The organism is Rathayibacter sp. AY1E6 (genome assembly GCF_002931115.1).
GTDB lineage: Bacteria > Actinomycetota > Actinomycetes > Actinomycetales > Microbacteriaceae > Rathayibacter.
This window is the reverse complement of the sequence record NZ_PSVK01000014.1, coordinates 43,172-57,687: the sequence shown is the minus strand read 5'-3', so window position 1 is coordinate 57,687 and position 14,516 is coordinate 43,172. Positions and strand designations below refer to the sequence as shown.

The following is a 14,516-nucleotide window of genomic DNA, read 5'->3' as shown; positions in this document are numbered from 1 at the left end:
CCCATTGTGGCCGCCCGGAGAGCAGCCCGGACAGCCGCCGGGAGGGTGCGGCTAGCGGCCGGCCTCGTGGATGTCGCGCGCCTTGGTGACCTTCGCCGGGTCCACCGGGTTCATGCCGAGCACGATCTTGCCGCGCGAGTGCCGCTTCTCGAGGTCGTCGAAGGCGTCCTGCACCTGGTCGAAGGGGTAGAAGCCCGAGACGAGCACCCGCAGCTTCTGCTCGCCGACGAGGCCGACCAGCTCGCCGAGGATCTCGGTGTCGCGCTGGGCGGTCTCGGCGTCGGGCCAGACGGCGCGCAGCTCGATCTCCTTGCGGTCGTCGCTGGAGTGGAAGCGGCCCGCCGCGATGCCGAGCTCGTCGGCGAGGGCGTCGTTCTCCCCGCCGAAGTTGTCGAGGAACACCGTGACCCCGCCGGGCGCCGCGGCCCGGATGCGGTCGGCGATCCCGTCGCCGTAGACCACCGGCTTCACGCCGATCTGGCGGAGGTAGTCGAAGTTGCGCTCGCCGCAGGTGCCGATCACGGTCGCGCCGCGGAGCTTCGCCAGCTGGATCTCGAGACTGCCGACTCCTCCGGCCGCCGCGGAGACGAGGACGGTGTCGTCGGGTCCGACATGCGTGGCCTCGAGCGCGCGCCACGCGGTCACTCCGGCGAGGAACAGCGCGCCGCCGACCTCCCAGCTCACGGAGGCGGGCTTGGCGACGAGGTTGCGGCGCGGCACCACGACGTGGGTCGCGTGCGAGCCGACGAGCGCGTGGCCGACCACGTCGCTGCGGAGCCTGATGTCGGTGACGCCCTCGCCGAGGGCGACGACGACGCCCGAGAAGTCGGTGCCCTGGCGCATCGGGAAGGCCGCGGAGTGGTCGGAGTCGAACTGGCCCTGCCGGATGAACGCCTCCATGTGGTTCACCCCGGCGGAGAGCACCTCGACCAGCACCTCGCCCGCCCCGGGCTTCGGCCGCTCGACCTCGACGATCTCGAGGACGTCCGCGTCGCCGAAACGGCTGTACTGGACGACGCGGGCGGCGGTGGGGCTCAGACGGGACATGCGCTCATCATCCGCCCCCGCCGCCCGAAGCCCCTGACCCCCGAACGGGGGCGTGCGACTCAGGAGGGGTCGCTCGGGCAGTACAGCTGCGTGCGCGGACCGGAGCGGTCGATGACGTGCTCGGACATCGGCCGGCCGCAGAGCGGGCACGCCTGCCCCGCCGGCGCCTCCTGCTCGGGCTGGTCGTACGGGCCGAGCGGCGGCGGGCCGATCCAGGGGAACAGCCGCGCGTTGAAGCGCTGGTAGAGGGAGCCGGTCTTCTTCCGCGTCATATCCTTAGTGTACTAACCATCAGGGCACGATGAGAGGATGACGTCGTGGAATCCGACCCGCTCGCCCTCCAGAACCAGGTCTGCTTCTCCCTCGCCGTCGCGGCGCGCACCGTCATCGGGCTGTACCGCCCCGTGCTCGAGCCGCTCGGACTCACGCATCCGCAGTACCTCGTGATGCTCGCGCTCTGGGAGCGCAGCCCCCGCTCGCTCGCCGACCTCGGCTCCGCCCTCCGCCTCGAGCCGGCCACGCTCAGCCCGCTCGTGAAGCGCCTGGAGGCGAGCGGCCACGTCACGCGGGCCCGGAGCAGCGACGACGAGCGCCGACTCGACGTCGCGCTGACCCCCTCCGGAGCGGCCCTGCGCGAGCAGGCCCTGCAGGTTCCTCCGCAGATCGTGGAGCGGCTCGACGTCCCCCTCGAGGAGCTCACCGCGCTCCGCGACAGCCTCACCGGCCTGATCGGAGCCGCGACCCGCGACGGCCGCTGACCCCCCGCTCGGGGCGCCGGCCGCGAGGACGCCGACCGTCGCTCCCCGCCGCACCGGGAAACTCCCGGTCACAGCGCGGGATCAGCCTCCGCTCGGCCTGCTCCCGGCCGTCTTGACTGCCCCCTCGCACGGAGTAGTGTCATCGCTCGTGACACACGAGGGCCCCCCGTCCGCCGCGGACGGATCATCGGCCGACGCGACCGAGCTGCGCACCGCCAAGCACTTCTTCATCGGCGAGCCGCTCCCCAGCGACAAGCTCGAGGGACAGCTGCTGCAGAAGCGGCTCGCGCTCCCCATCTTCGCCAGCGACCCGCTCTCCTCCGTGGCCTACGCGCCGCAGGAGCTGCTGATGATCCTGCTGCTCGGCGGACTCTCCTTCCTCACCTTCGCCCCCTGGGTGGCCGCGTGCGTGGTCGTCCTCCTCGTCGTGGTGGTGCTGAGCTACCGCCAGCTGATCCGGGCCTACCCGTCCGGCGGCGGCGACTACGAGGTCGCTCGCACCAATCTGGGCGAGACGGCGGGCCTCACGGTCGCCGCCGCCCTCCTCGTGGACTACGTGCTCACCGTGGCCGTCTCCGTCGCCTCCGGAGTCGACAACATCATCTCCGCGGTGCCCGAGCTGGCGCCGCTGCGGGTCGAGCTGGCCATCCTCTTCGTGGTGCTGCTGGCGGCCGTGAACCTCCGCGGCGTCTCGGAGTCGAGCCGCGCCTTCGCCGTCCCGACGTACCTCTTCGTCGCGAGCGTCTTCGTCATGGTCGTCGTCGGCCTGGTCCGCACCGCCTTCGGCGACACCCCGGTCGCGGAGTCGGCGGGCTTCACCGTGCAGGGCGAGCAGCTCACGCAGGCGGCCGTCGTCCTCCTGCTGCTGCGCTCCTTCGCCAGCGGCTGCGCGGCGCTCACGGGCGTCGAGGCGATCTCGAACGGCGTGCCCGCGTTCCGCGCCCCGAAGGTCAAGAACGCCCAGCGCACCCTCGTCGCGATGGGCACGATCGCGATCGTGCTCTTCGTCGGCCTGACCGCCCTCGCCCTGCTCTCGAACGTGCACTACGCCGAGAACGCCTGCCACCTGGTGGGCTTCGCCGACTGCGCCACGACCCCGCAGCGCTCGGTGATCGCGCAGGTCGCCGCTGCCACGTTCGGCAACAACACGATCCTGTTCTTCATCATCCAGGCCGCGACCGCCGCCGTCCTGCTCCTCGCGGCGAACACCGCGTTCAACGGCTTCCCGCTGCTGGGCTCCGTGCTGGCTCGCGACGGCTACGCGCCCAAGTCGCTGAACACCCGCGGCGACCGCCTCATCTACTCCAACGGAGTGATCATCCTGGCGCTCGTCGCCGCGATCATCCTGCTCGTCTACCAGGCCTCGCTCACGAGCCTCGTGCAGCTGTACATCATCGGCGTCTTCGTCTCGTTCACGCTCGGGCAGTCGGGCATGGTCAAGCACTGGGTGCGGATGATCCGCAACGGCGAGGGCTCGCGCACCGTCTACACGAGCCTGGCCATCAACCTGTTCGGCGCGACGCTGACGTTCGCGGTGCTCGTCGTCGTCACGATCACGAAGTTCACCCACGGCGCCTGGCTCGTCTACCTGGTGATGCCGATCCTCGGTGTCCTGATGGCCGGCGTCTACCGCTATTACCGCGACGTCGAGAAGGAGATCGAGGTCGACCCGACCACGACCTTCGGCGCCAACGGCGACCACGCGATCGTGCTGGTGGGCCGGATGAACAAGCCCACGCTGAAGGCTCTCGACTACGCCATCGCGGCGCGGCACGAGACGCTGGAGGCGGTGCACTCCTCCATCGACGACGCGCAGACCGCGCAGCTGAAGGCCGACTGGGCGCAGATGGACATCGAGGTGCCGCTGCGCTGCGTGGCCTCGCCCTACCGCGACATCTCGTACCCGCTGATCAAGTACATCAAGGCCCACCGCCTCGAGCACGGCTCCGAGATCACCACCGTCTACATGCCGCAGTACATCGTCGGGCACTGGTGGGAGGCGTTCCTCCACAACCACAAGTCGCGGCGGATCCGCCAGAAGCTCCTGCTGGTGCACGGAGTGACGGTGGCGCTGGTGCCGTGGCTGCTCGACTCGTCCGAGCTGATCTACGGACGCCGCTCCCGGCCGATCCCCGGCCAGACGCGCCGCGGCGAGCCGGTGCGCCCGGTGACCCGCCGCCCGATCCCGCCCGCGTCCTCGCTCCCCCAGGGAGCCGCCGGCGAGGGCGCTCCGCGCATCCCGCAGCGCCCGGCCGCGCAGAACCGGCCGCGCTCGAAGCGGCGCTGAGGCGGCGGGAGCTCCCGGCCGGCGGGGGCCCGGAAACGGGTAGAGGGCCCGCGGCGTGTGCCGCGAGCCCCCGATTTCCCCTTAGTGCCTTCCCCCGAAGGCGGCCCGCCCCAACGGGCCGTGTCCGACGCTATCGGTGGGCTATGCACCGGCGCATCCTCCTCGCGACGGATGCCCGTGCTCCCTTGAGACGACAGGCTCGTCCTCCGTCGTCTCAGACGACGGCCCCGCGCACCCCTCGGCCGGTCAGCCACCAGACCGCCGCGACGGCGACCGCGGCTGCCGCGCCGCCGCCCACGAGCAGGATCGCCGCCCGCACCACGTGCGCCCGGTAGGCGGCGTCGAGCGGATCGATGCCCGCCCCCGCCAGCACGATCCCGGCGGGAACCACCGCGGCCGCGAGCACCACGGCCGCGGCCGCGATGCGCACCGGCTGCCGGCCGTCGGAGCGGAGCTTCCGGGGACGGCGGCCGACGTACCAGACCACCGCGCCGATCCCGAGCCCGAGCAGCCCGAGCACGCCGCTCGCGTACTGCGCCCATCGGAAGCCGGGGAAGGGCCCGAGCTCCTGCTGCAGCAGGGGGATCGCCGAGACGAAGAGGCCGCCCCGGTGGGTGAAGCCGTCCCACATCACGTGGCTGGCGGCTCCGATCGCGATGCCGGCGGCCGCGAAGACGAGCACGCGGATCCATGCGGCGGCCCCGCGGGGCGGCGAGCGCCGGGGACGCAGGCGCGAGCGGACCAGCGCGGGCGCGAGGTCGCGCCAGGCCGGAGCGACGACCGCGCTCCACAGCGCGAGGCCGAGCATTCCGAGCAGCAGGTCGACGGTGACGACGCCGAGGAGGGAGTGGGTGGACTCGCGGGCGACGGCGATCGGGAGGTACATGCCGATGTCCGGGACCATCGCGCCGATGGCCACGGCCGCGGCGGGGATCCGGCCGTTCGAGAACGCGAGCGCGACGACGGCGTGGCTCGGCGTGAAGGGCATGACACGCACGCTATCCCGGCAACGCGGCCGGCGAGTGTCCGCGTCGCGAAGCGCGCGTCACCGATCGCGGTCCGGCTCCTGGGCTCCGCTCCGGCTCGTCGGCCTCCCGGGGCCGGCGGTCAGCCCGAGGAACGTGATCCCCAGGACGAGGAACACCGGCCAGACCGGATTCCCGAGGACCGCGAAGACCGCTCCCGCCGCGAGGAACAGCGGACCCGTGACCGCGTTCCAGCGTCGGGACGCCTCCTCCGACGACATCCGACCCGAACCCTTCCCGTCCTGTGCGCGCGCCATCACTCCACGCTAGATTGCCTCCGCGGGGCCCGCCTCCCCCGCTCGGTGGAGCCGCGCGCTCGGGGAGCTCCGAGCGCGGCGACCGTAGAATCGTCCGGAAGTCCGGCCCTCCGGGCCCAGCGGCGACGGATCGGAGCGGGTGTGCGGAAGGCGTTCGCGATCCTCCGCCTGGCCCTCGCCGGGCTGGGCGCGGTCGGACTCGTCGGCGACTTCTTCTACACGCTGGGCTTCCGCGCGTTCCAGATCGACAACTTCTTCGCCTACTTCACGACGCAGTCGAACATGGCCGGGGTCGTGGTGCTGGGCCTGTCCGGCCTGGTCGCCCTCGCGCGCGAGCGGGAGCCGCGCTGGCTCAGCACCGTGCGGGCGCTCGTGCTCACCTACATGGTCGTGTCGGGGATCGTCTTCGGGCTGATCGCGGTCGAGGCCGACAACCGCGGCGTGCGGGTCGACGTGCCCTGGTCGAGCGCGCTCCTGCACTTCGTGATCCCGACGCTCGCGATCCTCGACTGGATCCTCGGACCCGGCCGCCGCCCGGTCGCCTGGCGCGGGGCACTGACCGTGCTCGGCTTCCCGATCGTCTGGGGCGTCATCACCCTGGTCCGCGGGGCCCTCATCGGCTGGTACCCGTACTTCTTCCTCGACCCCGGCCAGGTCGACGGACCCGTGATGTTCGTGCTCTACGACGTGATCGTGCTGAGCCTGATCTCCGGCATCGCGGCGTTCGTCCTCGCGCTCAGCCGGGTGCGGCCGCTCGGGGCGGCGCACGCGTCTGAGTGGCGGGGGCCGCTGGCGCGGCTCCGCGAGCTCGTCAGCCGGGGACGACGGCGAACGGCTCGAGCGCCGTCTGCGCGAGGGTGACCAGCTCGTCGTCGCTGAGGTCCTGCAGCGAGAGGGCCTGATCCGCTCCGACCAGCCCGACGAGCACCGCCTCGCCGGTCGACGGCTGAAGATTGAGCCACTCGGTGATGCCCGCCTCGGAGCCGACGAGCGACCAGCGCGCGGGGGCGTCGGCCTCCCAGAACGCCTCGTCGAAGCGCAGCCACAGCGTCTCGACGACACCGGAGCCGAGGGCCGCGACGGCCGCGCGCTGCGCGAACGGGAGCGGCGGGTCGAAGGCGATCGCGTCCGTCTGGAGCACCCCGATCGGCACGGTGACCAGCACCCGGTCGGCTGTGAACGACTCGCCGGTGCCCAGCCGGATGCTGACCCCGGTGTCCGTGTAGCCGATCCCGCTCACCACGGCGCGCAGCGAGACCTCGACGTCGGCGAGCAAGGTGTCGACCAGCGGCGCGAGCCCGTCGGTCAGCAGCGCGTCGCCGGAGTCGTCGCTCAGCTCCTCCGCGGTCGTGGCGGCGGAGGCGTCGCCCAGTCCGTACCAGGAGGAGAGCTCCTCGGGAGCGGCGCCGGTGCGCAGCGCGGTCGTCCCGGCGAGGTGCGCCGCCACGCGGGCGGCGTCGCCGTCGCCGGAGCCCGGCTCGGCCTCGGCGGGATCGGGCGCTCCGGAGCCGGCGAACGACTCGGCGAGCGCCAGATCCTCCGGCTGCTCCGCTCCCCACTCGAGAGCACGGGTCAGGGCGTCGGCACCCGTGGTGCCGGTGTCGAGAGCCGCGCCGTCGGCGTCGCTCGAGCGGACGTCGGCGAGGTCGACCGCGGTCGTGACCACGCCCGCGTCCGCGATGCTCTCGCGCAGGGCGGCTCCCGCGCCGGTGAGGGCCCAGGCTCCGGTCTCGACGGCGATCGGCCAGCCGTCCGGAGTCGCGGTGGCGATGCGGCCGCCGGTGCGCTCGCGCGCCTCGACCACGGTGACGTCGAAGCCCGCGTCGGACAGGCGCCGCGCGGCGACCGCTCCGGCGAGACCGGCCCCGACGATCGCGATCCGCTCGCCCTCGTCGGCGACGGCGCTGATCTCGGCGGCCGCGCGGACCCCGGAGCTCCAGGCGCCCTGGAGCGTGCCGGGCGCCTCCGTGTCGGTGGCCTCGCCCGCGAGGAAGACGCGGTCGAGGACCGCGGTGCCCAGGTCGGTGCGGTGCTGCGGCGTCGCGCCGACGGGCAGGTAGGAGACGGAGCCGAGCGCGTACGGATCCTCGGCCCAGGCGGAGCGCACGAAGGCGGCCGGCGCGGGGACGGCGGTGGTGCTCGGCGTGGGCACGGGGGCCTTCGTGACCGAGCGGGTCGGCGTCGGACGCGACGGCGTGCAGCCCGCGAGGGCCAGGAGCCCGACTCCCGTGGCGGCTCCCGAGAGGAAGAGGCGGCGTCCGATCGTCATCCCGGACATCCTACGTTCTCGGCGTTCGGCCGGGGCGGCGCGGTGCTGACGCCACCCGGGCACGCGGCCCGCTTCGAGGTGCGGGGTGACGGCGGGACGGCGAGCGGATAGCGTCGGGGCAGCGCGGACCGGACCGCGGCTACGGGGGACGCGGCATGGACACGACTCGGACGCGGACCGCGACGACGACGGCCGGTGCCCCTCCCCGCAGTCACCTCCACGCGGTGCTGCTCGGCGCGCTGGGCATGATCGTGGTCCCGCTGCTCATCGTCCTCGCGACCACGGCCTGGTCCTCCCCCGGTCCCGAGGAGTACGTCCGCATGGCGCTCGGCTCGGTGGTCGCGGCGTGCGTCTCGGTGGTCGGCGCCTGGTGGCTCGCCTTCGAGCGGCGCAGCGCCGGGGCACCCGGTCGCACCTGGTTCTGGGGAATCGCCTGCCTCGTCACGGTCAGCGCGGTCTCGACCGACGGAGCCGCCGCCGACCACCTCACCGGCCTGATCACGGGCTGAGCAGGTGGACGTCCAGGCGCGGTCACCGCGCTCGCCTCACCCCTCAGCGACCGCGCCGGTGGTCGCGAGTCCCCCCTCGAGCGAGCGGCGGCACCATCGGCGCCGGTGATCGCCCCGACGAGACGACCGAGCGGCTCCGGCTGTTCCGTCCCGCCGAGAGCGATCTGGACGAGCTGTGGCGGCTGTACTCCGACGAGCCGATCGCGGCGGGCGACCCCCTCCTCCGACACGGCTCCGTCGAGCAGACCCGGGCGGTGCTCGCCCGACGGACGGCGCAGTGGGAACGGGACGACCTCAGCAGCTGGGTCGTCCGGCTGCGGAGTCCCGAGGGCGGCGCGGACGGCGCGATCGGGATCGGCGGATGCAGCCTCCTCGCCGACACGGCCTGGAACGTCGCGTTCACCGTCCATCCGGACCACTGGGGCAGGGGGTACGCCCAGGAGGTCGCCTCCGCAGGGATCGCTCGGGCGCGGCGGCTCCGGCCGGAGCTCCCCGTGACCGCGGTCGTCGCGGAACGGAACGAGCGATCGCACCGCGCGGTCGCTCGACTCGGGCTCGACCGGAGGTGGGCGGGCCCCGACGCGCACAGCCCCGACCCCGCGGCTCGCATCGTGCTCTACTCCGACCGCCTCCTCTCCGATGACGAGATCGGCCGCCTCACGAGCTGAGGGGCGCCGCGTGGCGCTGATCGCCGCCGGCAGCAGCGGAGCCGAGACGCCTGTGCGAGACCGCGACGTCTCGTTCCGGTGCGCCTCCTGGCCCCATCTTTCTTCCCGGCGGGCGGCGCTGCGCACGAGTGGGTGGGTGGGCGGCACTCGCGCCGACCCTCCTCACGATCGCGCTCGGTGGCCAGCCGGCGAGTCGGGGCAGGAAGGGCGCGGAGGTACTCGCCGGACCGGGCATCCGAAGCCGGTCGCCGCGAGGGGCGTTAGCGTCGTCGGATGGCGAGCATCACGTACCCCGCGCCCCTTCGCGTCGGAGGCCGGGTGGAGGTGCCCGCGCCCTCGATGGGAGTCCCCGCGCACCTGCACGACCGGCTGCAGGACGCCGCGCGCCGACTCGGCTCGGCGGGATACGACGTCCGGGTCCGGCCGCACGCCCTCCTCGGCGGACTCGCTCCGGCGTCCGCCGCGGATCGGGCGGCCGACCTGCACGACGCCTTCCGGAGCGGGGACGCGGTCCTTCCTCCATGGGGCGGCGAGCTCGCCGTCGAGCTGCTGGAGAGGCTCGACTGGCACGCCCTCGCGGAGGCCCGGCCCTGGTTCGTCGGCTGGTCGGACGTCTCGACGCTGCTCCTGCCCCTGACGACGACGACCGGGCTCGCGACGATCCACGGCGCCAATCTGATGGACGAGCCGTGGGAGCTGCCGGTCGGGTTCCACCGCTGGACGGAGGTCGCCGGCCTCGAGCCCGGAGCCGCGTTCACGCAGCACGCCGCGCCGCGACGCCGGAGCCGTCCGTGGGGTGCGTGGGCGGACGAGCCGCTCGACCGCGATCGGGCCTACGAGGAGCCGACCCGCTGGCGCTCGCTCGACGGGGCAGCGGACGCGGCGATGTCCGGCCGCTTGATCGGCGGATGCCTCGAGACGGTGTCCCTGCTCGCGGGCACGCCCTACGGCGACGTGCCGGGCTTCGCTCGCCGGCACGCGCCGGAGGGCACCGTCGTCTACCTGGAGGCGGCCGGGTCCGACTCCGTCTCGGTGCTCCGGATGCTCACCTCTCTCCGACTCGCGGGCTGGTTCAAGCAGGCGACCGGCGTCCTGATCGGCCGGACCGAGGGCGCCTGGCTGCCCGAGCTGAGCCAGGAGGACGCGGTGCGGCGGGCTCTCGGCGATCTCGGCGTGCCGGTGATCCTCGACGTCGACATCGGGCACCAGCCGCCGCAGATGCCCCTGGTCAACGGCGCGCTCGCCGAGATCGCGCTGAGCGGGCCGACGGCCTCGATCACGCAGCGGCTCGTGCCCTGACGGCGCGTGCGGAGAGATCCCGTCGAGCAGTGCCACCTCGCGGCACGGCCGCCGCCGCTCCCGGCCCTCCTCCGCCCGTCGAGCGCAAGGCCGAGCGGCGGGAAGGCGCCGAGTGGTAGACCTGGGGGCATGAGCAACGACATCCGCGCACTCGCCGAGGGCGAGAGCTACCTCGCCTTCTTCCAGGGCGGGCCGTTCGACGGCCAGACCGAGAACCGCGTCAGCACCGAGGGGGGCTACGAGAAGGAGGTCGACGTCTACGCCGCCGTCGACGGCCAGGAGACGCACCTCGTCTACAACGCCGTCTCCGCGAAGGAGGTCGGCGAGGCGGTCCACGTGACCTACTCGATCGACACTCCCGACTCCGACCCGATCGAGGACCCGGAGGACCGTGGCGGCGGATTCCAGTAGTCCGCACCACCCTTCGGATGCCGCTCCGGCGTCGCGCTCAGCGCGGCCGGGGCGGCATCGGCATGTGAGGACGCGCCACTCCGGAGACCACGCCTCCCGCCGCTCCTAGGATGATGGTTCCTCACTGTCTCGGCCGATTCAGGTCCGCGTTCCTCGGGAGCCGCCGTGTCCGATCCGCTGATCCGCCCGATGCCCCTCCGCGGCGACTCCGCCCGGCACTGGCTGCGGGCCCGCCACGCCGAGGCCGGGCCCGACCCCGCGTTCGCCGTCACCGGGCAGGAGGCGGCCGTCGAGGGCGTGCTCCTCCGGCGGATCTGGCACACGGCCGGCACGATCGACTTCCGCCCGAGCCCCCGCGCCGACCCGGGGTCGGTGGTGCTCCTGCTCCCGCTCGAGGGCGCGTTCACCGTCGCCAGTCGGGAGGAGCGCGAGTTCGTCGGCCGCGGCACCCTCGCGGTACTGCCCGCCCGATCGGGAGCGTCGATCAGCACGAGCGCTCCCAGCTCCCGGCTCGTCCTGGTCGTGCGGCCCTCGGGCGACACGGATCCGCCCGTCGGCCTCACCGTGGTCTCCTCCCCCGCGGCACCGGTGCTGGTCGCCGCCGCGAACGCCGTGCTCGACGCCGGGCTGCCCCTGAGCGCTGGGCTGCACGCGGCGCTGCAGGGGCTCGCCGCGGCCGTCGTTGCGGACTGACGGGAGCTGTCAACCCTCCCCGCCCCGGCCATCCGCTCGCAGGGACGTCCTCGAACATCGAGTGACGCCGATCGTCGGCGCCGGAAGGAGCACTCGCCATGGCCGAGATCACCGCCCACCACGGACTCTTCAAGGACACGGACCTGCACGTCGACGACACCGGCGGATCGGGCCGCCCCGTGGTCCTCATCCACGGCTGGCCCCTCTCGGGCGAGTCGTGGAAGGAGCAGGTCCCCGCGTTCGCCGAGGCCGGCTACCGCGTCGTCACCTACGACCGCCGCGGCTTCGGGCGCAGCGACAAGCCGCTCACCGGCTACAGCTACGACACGCTCACCGAGGACCTGCACACCCTCCTCACCGAGCTCGACCTGCAGGACGTCACCCTGGTCGGCTTCTCGATGGGCGGCGGCGAGGTCGCCCGCTACTTCACGAAGTACGGCGCCGATCGCCTGCACAGCGTCGTCTTCGCCTCGGCCGTCCCGCCGTACCTGATGAAGACGGACGACAACCCGGACGGCCCGCTCGAGAAGGCGCAGGCCGCGCAGATGACCGCGGGCCTCACGAAGAGCGAGGACGACTTCTACGACCAGTTCACCACCGACTTCTTCTCGGTCGACGGCGTGCTGAAGGTGACGGAGGAGCAGCGCCAGGAGGCGATCGCTCTGGCGAAGCAGTCGGCCAAGCACGCGGCCCTCGCCTGCATGACGGCGTTCGCGACCACCGACTTCCGCGAGGACCTGCCCAACGTGTCGGTGCCCGCGCTCGTCATCCACGGCGACGGCGACGGCACGGTTCCGTTCGAGGGCTCCGGCGCCCGCACCCACGCGGCGATCCCCGGTTCCGAGCTGCACGTCGTCCACGGCGCCCCGCACGGAGTGACCGTGAGCCACCCGGAGGAGTGGAACCGCGTCGTCCTGGAGTTCCTCGCGAAGTAACGGCGGCACTCCCGCATGCTGGTCGAGCAGCCCCGCAGGGGCGTATCGAGGCCCGTCGCACGGACACGAATCTCGATACGCGCCCTGTGCGCTGCTCGATCAGCAGGAACCGGTCACCCACGCGCGATGCTCGATCAGCAGGAGCCGGAGCCCCCGCGTCAGCCCTTCTCCGCGCCCTCGGTCATGTTCATGATCCGCCGCTGGAAGACGAAGAACAGCACGGCCACCGGGATCGACATCAGCACCGCGGCCGCGAGCTGCAGCGGGTACTGGTTGCCGGCGCCCAGCTGCTGCCCGCTCTGGAGGCGGCGCTGCGCTGGCTCCCCGACGACGGCGACTCCGACGGCGACGGGTTCCTCGAGTACGTCGACACCACGGGGCACGGCCTCGCCAACCAGGGCTGGAAGGACTCGGGCGACTCGATCCAGTGGCGCGACGGCACGCTCGCGGAGGGTCCGATCGCGCTCTGCGAGGTGCAGGCCTACGCCCACGAGGCCATGGTCGGCGGAGCGGCGCTGCTCGAGCACCTCGGCCGCGACGGCTCGGAGTGGCGCGAGGCGGCGTCGACGCTGAAGGCGCGCTTCGCGGAGGCGTTCTGGATCGACGACGCCGACGGCGGCTACCCGGCGATCGCGCTCGACGCGGCCGGGCGCCCGGTCGACACGATCACCAGCAACCTCGGCCACCTCCTCGGCACCGGCATCCTCTCCCCCGAGCACGCCGCCCGGGTCGCCGAGCTGCTGGTCTCCCCCGGGCTCGACTCGGGCTTCGGCCTGCGCACCCTGGACACCGGCTCGGGCGGCTACTGGCCGCTGTCGTACCACGGCGGCTCCGTCTGGGCCCACGACACCGCGATCGCCGTCACCGGGCTCGCCCGGGAGGGCTTCGGGGCGGCGGCGACGACCCTCTCGCGCGGACTGATCGCCGCGGCCGAGGGCTTCGGCTACCGGATGCCCGAGCTGCACTCGGGCGACCCCTCCGCCGAGGTGCACGCGCCGGTGCCGTACCCGGCGGCCTGCCGACCGCAGGCCTGGTCGGCGGCCGCCTCCGTCGCCGTGCTGTCGGCGGCGCTGAGGCTCGCTCCCGGAGGCGACACCCTGGTCGTCGCGCCGCTCTCGCCCGCGCTCGCCGGGCCGATCCGCGTGGACGGGATCCGCTACCGCGGCTCCGTGGTGCCGGTGGACTGGGACGGCAGGATCTGAGGCGCCGCGCCGCTCAGGGCGGACCGGCTCAGATCAGGCCGGCTCAGGGCAGGCGCGCTCAGGGCAGGCGCGCCACGACCGCGCGCGCGATGCGCCGGCCCGAGCGGTTCGCCCCGATGGTCGAGGCCGTCGGGCCGTAGCCGGCGAAGAAGACGCGCGGATCCGTCAGCGAGGCTCCGTCGGCGACCGCGATGCCGCCCTCGCGCTCGCGCAGCCCGAGCGGAGCGAGGTGGCGCAGCTCCGGCCGGAAGCCCGTCGCCCAGATGATCGCGTCGGCGCGCGTGAAGGAGCCGTCCGGCCAGCGCACGCCCTCCTCCTCGATCGACGAGAACATCCCCCGCTCGTGCAGGAGCCCGCGCTCGATCCCGGCGACCACCCGGCGGGTGCGCTGCACGCCCGTGCCGCCGACGATGCTCGGGAGGGGCAGCCCGGCGCGGGCGGCGCGGTCCTGCTCGGCCACCGCCTCCACCGCCGACTCCATCGCCAGCTGCTCGCCGTCGTGGTAGACCACCGGTCGCCGCGTCGCCCACGTCAGCGAGCGCGCCACCCGCTCGAGCTCCAGCAGGAAGCCGATCGCCGAGGTGCCGCCGCCGACCACGAGCACCTGCTTCCCGGCGAAGTCCTCGGCGCGGACGTACTCGGTCGGGTCGATCTGCACGCCGCGGAAGCGGTCGCGCCCGGGGTAGTGCGGGACGAAGGGCGATCCCCAGGTGCCGGTCGCGTTGACGAGCAGGCTCGCGCGCTCGACCGCGCGGTCGGACTCGACGACGAGCGGCGACCCCGTGTCGTGCGGCGTCGCACTCGTGACGCGCCGCACCGACTCCGGACGGCGGATCTCGAGACCGAGCTCCTCCTCGTAGCGCCCGTAGTACTCGCGGACCACGTCCCGTGCCGGTCGCCGGTGATCGGCCGTGCGGAACGAGAGCCCCATCCGCTCCATGCCCGGGAGATCGTGCACGCGGTGCGCCGAGCCGAGCCGCAGGGCCTCCCAGCGGAACTGCCAGGCCCCGCCGGGCTCCGGACCGCGGTCGAGGACGATCAGGTCGCGCCCGGGGACGAGGCCGAGACGGCGCAGGTAGTAGGCCACGGACAGACCCGCCTGGCCCGCGCCGATCACCACGACGGGACGCGGTGGGGCGACGCTGTCCACGGTGCT

General features: G+C 73.5%; 16 protein-coding genes and 1 pseudogene. 10 read left to right on the top strand and 7 right to left on the bottom strand.

The window, feature by feature from the left end; all coding sequences use genetic code 11:
• Positions 1-51: 51 nt before the first annotated feature.
• Both C5C46_RS11940 and C5C46_RS11935 read right to left on the bottom strand, forming a co-directional pair.
• On the bottom strand, positions 52-1,047 hold the full coding sequence (locus C5C46_RS11940) for an NADP-dependent oxidoreductase (RefSeq protein WP_104226826.1): 996 nt from the start codon (positions 1,045-1,047) through the stop codon (positions 52-54).
• A 59-nt stretch (positions 1,048-1,106) separates the two neighbouring features.
• Positions 1,107-1,319 (bottom strand): hypothetical protein, encoded by a 213-nt coding sequence (locus C5C46_RS11935; RefSeq protein WP_104223750.1) that lies wholly within the window; start codon positions 1,317-1,319, stop codon positions 1,107-1,109.
• A 45-nt stretch (positions 1,320-1,364) separates the two neighbouring features.
• Here C5C46_RS11935 and C5C46_RS11930 point away from each other — a divergent pair, with 45 nt between their 5' ends.
• Both C5C46_RS11930 and C5C46_RS11925 read left to right on the top strand, forming a co-directional pair.
• Complete coding sequence (locus tag C5C46_RS11930; protein ID WP_104226825.1) at positions 1,365-1,805, top strand: MarR family winged helix-turn-helix transcriptional regulator; 441 nt, start codon at positions 1,365-1,367, stop codon at positions 1,803-1,805.
• A 148-nt stretch (positions 1,806-1,953) separates the two neighbouring features.
• Positions 1,954-4,092 (top strand): APC family permease, encoded by a 2,139-nt coding sequence (locus C5C46_RS11925; RefSeq protein ID WP_374952928.1) that lies wholly within the window; start codon positions 1,954-1,956, stop codon positions 4,090-4,092.
• Between the two features lie 214 nt (positions 4,093-4,306).
• Here the strand turns inward: C5C46_RS11925 and C5C46_RS11920 are convergent, their stop codons facing one another.
• Complete coding sequence (locus C5C46_RS11920) at positions 4,307-5,080, bottom strand: DUF4184 family protein (protein ID WP_104223752.1); 774 nt, start codon at positions 5,078-5,080, stop codon at positions 4,307-4,309.
• Positions 5,081-5,137: 57 nt separating this feature from the next.
• Positions 5,138-5,374, bottom strand: coding sequence for a hypothetical protein (locus C5C46_RS11915; RefSeq protein ID WP_146076574.1), 237 nt, complete (start codon positions 5,372-5,374; stop codon positions 5,138-5,140).
• Positions 5,375-5,515: 141 nt separating this feature from the next.
• Here C5C46_RS11915 and C5C46_RS11910 point away from each other — a divergent pair, with 141 nt between their 5' ends.
• A complete protein-coding gene (locus C5C46_RS11910; protein ID WP_104226823.1) occupies positions 5,516-6,235 on the top strand; it encodes a Pr6Pr family membrane protein in 720 nt (239 codons plus the stop codon).
• Here C5C46_RS11910 and C5C46_RS11905 read toward each other — a convergent pair.
• Entirely contained in the window at positions 6,186-7,643 is a 1,458-nt protein-coding gene (locus C5C46_RS11905; RefSeq protein ID WP_181068386.1) for an NAD(P)/FAD-dependent oxidoreductase, read from the bottom strand. The genes C5C46_RS11910 and C5C46_RS11905 overlap by 50 nt on opposite strands.
• A 155-nt stretch (positions 7,644-7,798) precedes the next feature.
• Between C5C46_RS11905 and C5C46_RS17270 the strand changes: the two genes are divergently transcribed.
• The 6 genes from C5C46_RS17270 to C5C46_RS11880 all read left to right on the top strand — a co-directional run bounded on the left by C5C46_RS17270 (position 7,799) and on the right by C5C46_RS11880 (position 12,158).
• A complete protein-coding gene (locus C5C46_RS17270; RefSeq protein WP_258059462.1) occupies positions 7,799-8,152 on the top strand; it encodes a hypothetical protein in 354 nt (117 codons plus the stop codon).
• Positions 8,059-8,820, top strand: coding sequence for a GNAT family N-acetyltransferase (locus tag C5C46_RS11900; protein WP_258059464.1), 762 nt, complete (start codon positions 8,059-8,061; stop codon positions 8,818-8,820). The genes C5C46_RS17270 and C5C46_RS11900 overlap by 94 nt, the downstream gene beginning before the upstream one ends.
• A 273-nt stretch (positions 8,821-9,093) precedes the next feature.
• Positions 9,094-10,119 carry a S66 peptidase family protein gene (locus tag C5C46_RS11895; protein WP_104226820.1) on the top strand — a complete coding sequence of 342 codons (1,026 nt, stop codon included), beginning with the start codon at positions 9,094-9,096 and terminating at the stop codon, positions 10,117-10,119.
• A gap of 129 nt (positions 10,120-10,248) precedes the next feature.
• Positions 10,249-10,530, top strand: coding sequence for an oligoribonuclease (locus C5C46_RS11890; RefSeq protein ID WP_104223758.1), 282 nt, complete (start codon positions 10,249-10,251; stop codon positions 10,528-10,530).
• A gap of 165 nt (positions 10,531-10,695) precedes the next feature.
• Positions 10,696-11,223, top strand: a complete 528-nt coding sequence (locus tag C5C46_RS11885) for a hypothetical protein (protein ID WP_104226819.1) — start codon at positions 10,696-10,698, stop codon at positions 11,221-11,223.
• Positions 11,224-11,321: 98 nt separating this feature from the next.
• On the top strand, positions 11,322-12,158 hold the full coding sequence (locus C5C46_RS11880) for an alpha/beta fold hydrolase (RefSeq protein ID WP_104223760.1): 837 nt from the start codon (positions 11,322-11,324) through the stop codon (positions 12,156-12,158).
• A 158-nt stretch (positions 12,159-12,316) separates the two neighbouring features.
• On the opposite strand, the pseudogene C5C46_RS11875 reads toward C5C46_RS11880, so the two are convergent.
• Positions 12,317-12,463 (bottom strand): annotated as a pseudogene (locus C5C46_RS11875) (carbohydrate ABC transporter permease); the annotation flags it as partial.
• On the opposite strand from C5C46_RS11875, the gene C5C46_RS11870 reads away from it, so the two are divergent.
• A complete protein-coding gene (locus C5C46_RS11870) occupies positions 12,416-13,360 on the top strand; it encodes an amylo-alpha-1,6-glucosidase (RefSeq protein ID WP_374953796.1) in 945 nt (314 codons plus the stop codon). The pseudogene C5C46_RS11875 and the gene C5C46_RS11870 sit on opposite strands and share 48 nt — an antisense overlap.
• Positions 13,361-13,418: 58 nt before the next feature.
• Here C5C46_RS11870 and C5C46_RS11865 read toward each other — a convergent pair whose 3' ends face one another.
• Positions 13,419-14,510: an FAD-dependent oxidoreductase gene (locus tag C5C46_RS11865; protein WP_104226818.1), complete on the bottom strand. Its 1,092-nt coding sequence runs from the start codon at positions 14,508-14,510 to the stop codon at positions 13,419-13,421.
• Positions 14,511-14,516: the final 6 nt, after the last annotated feature.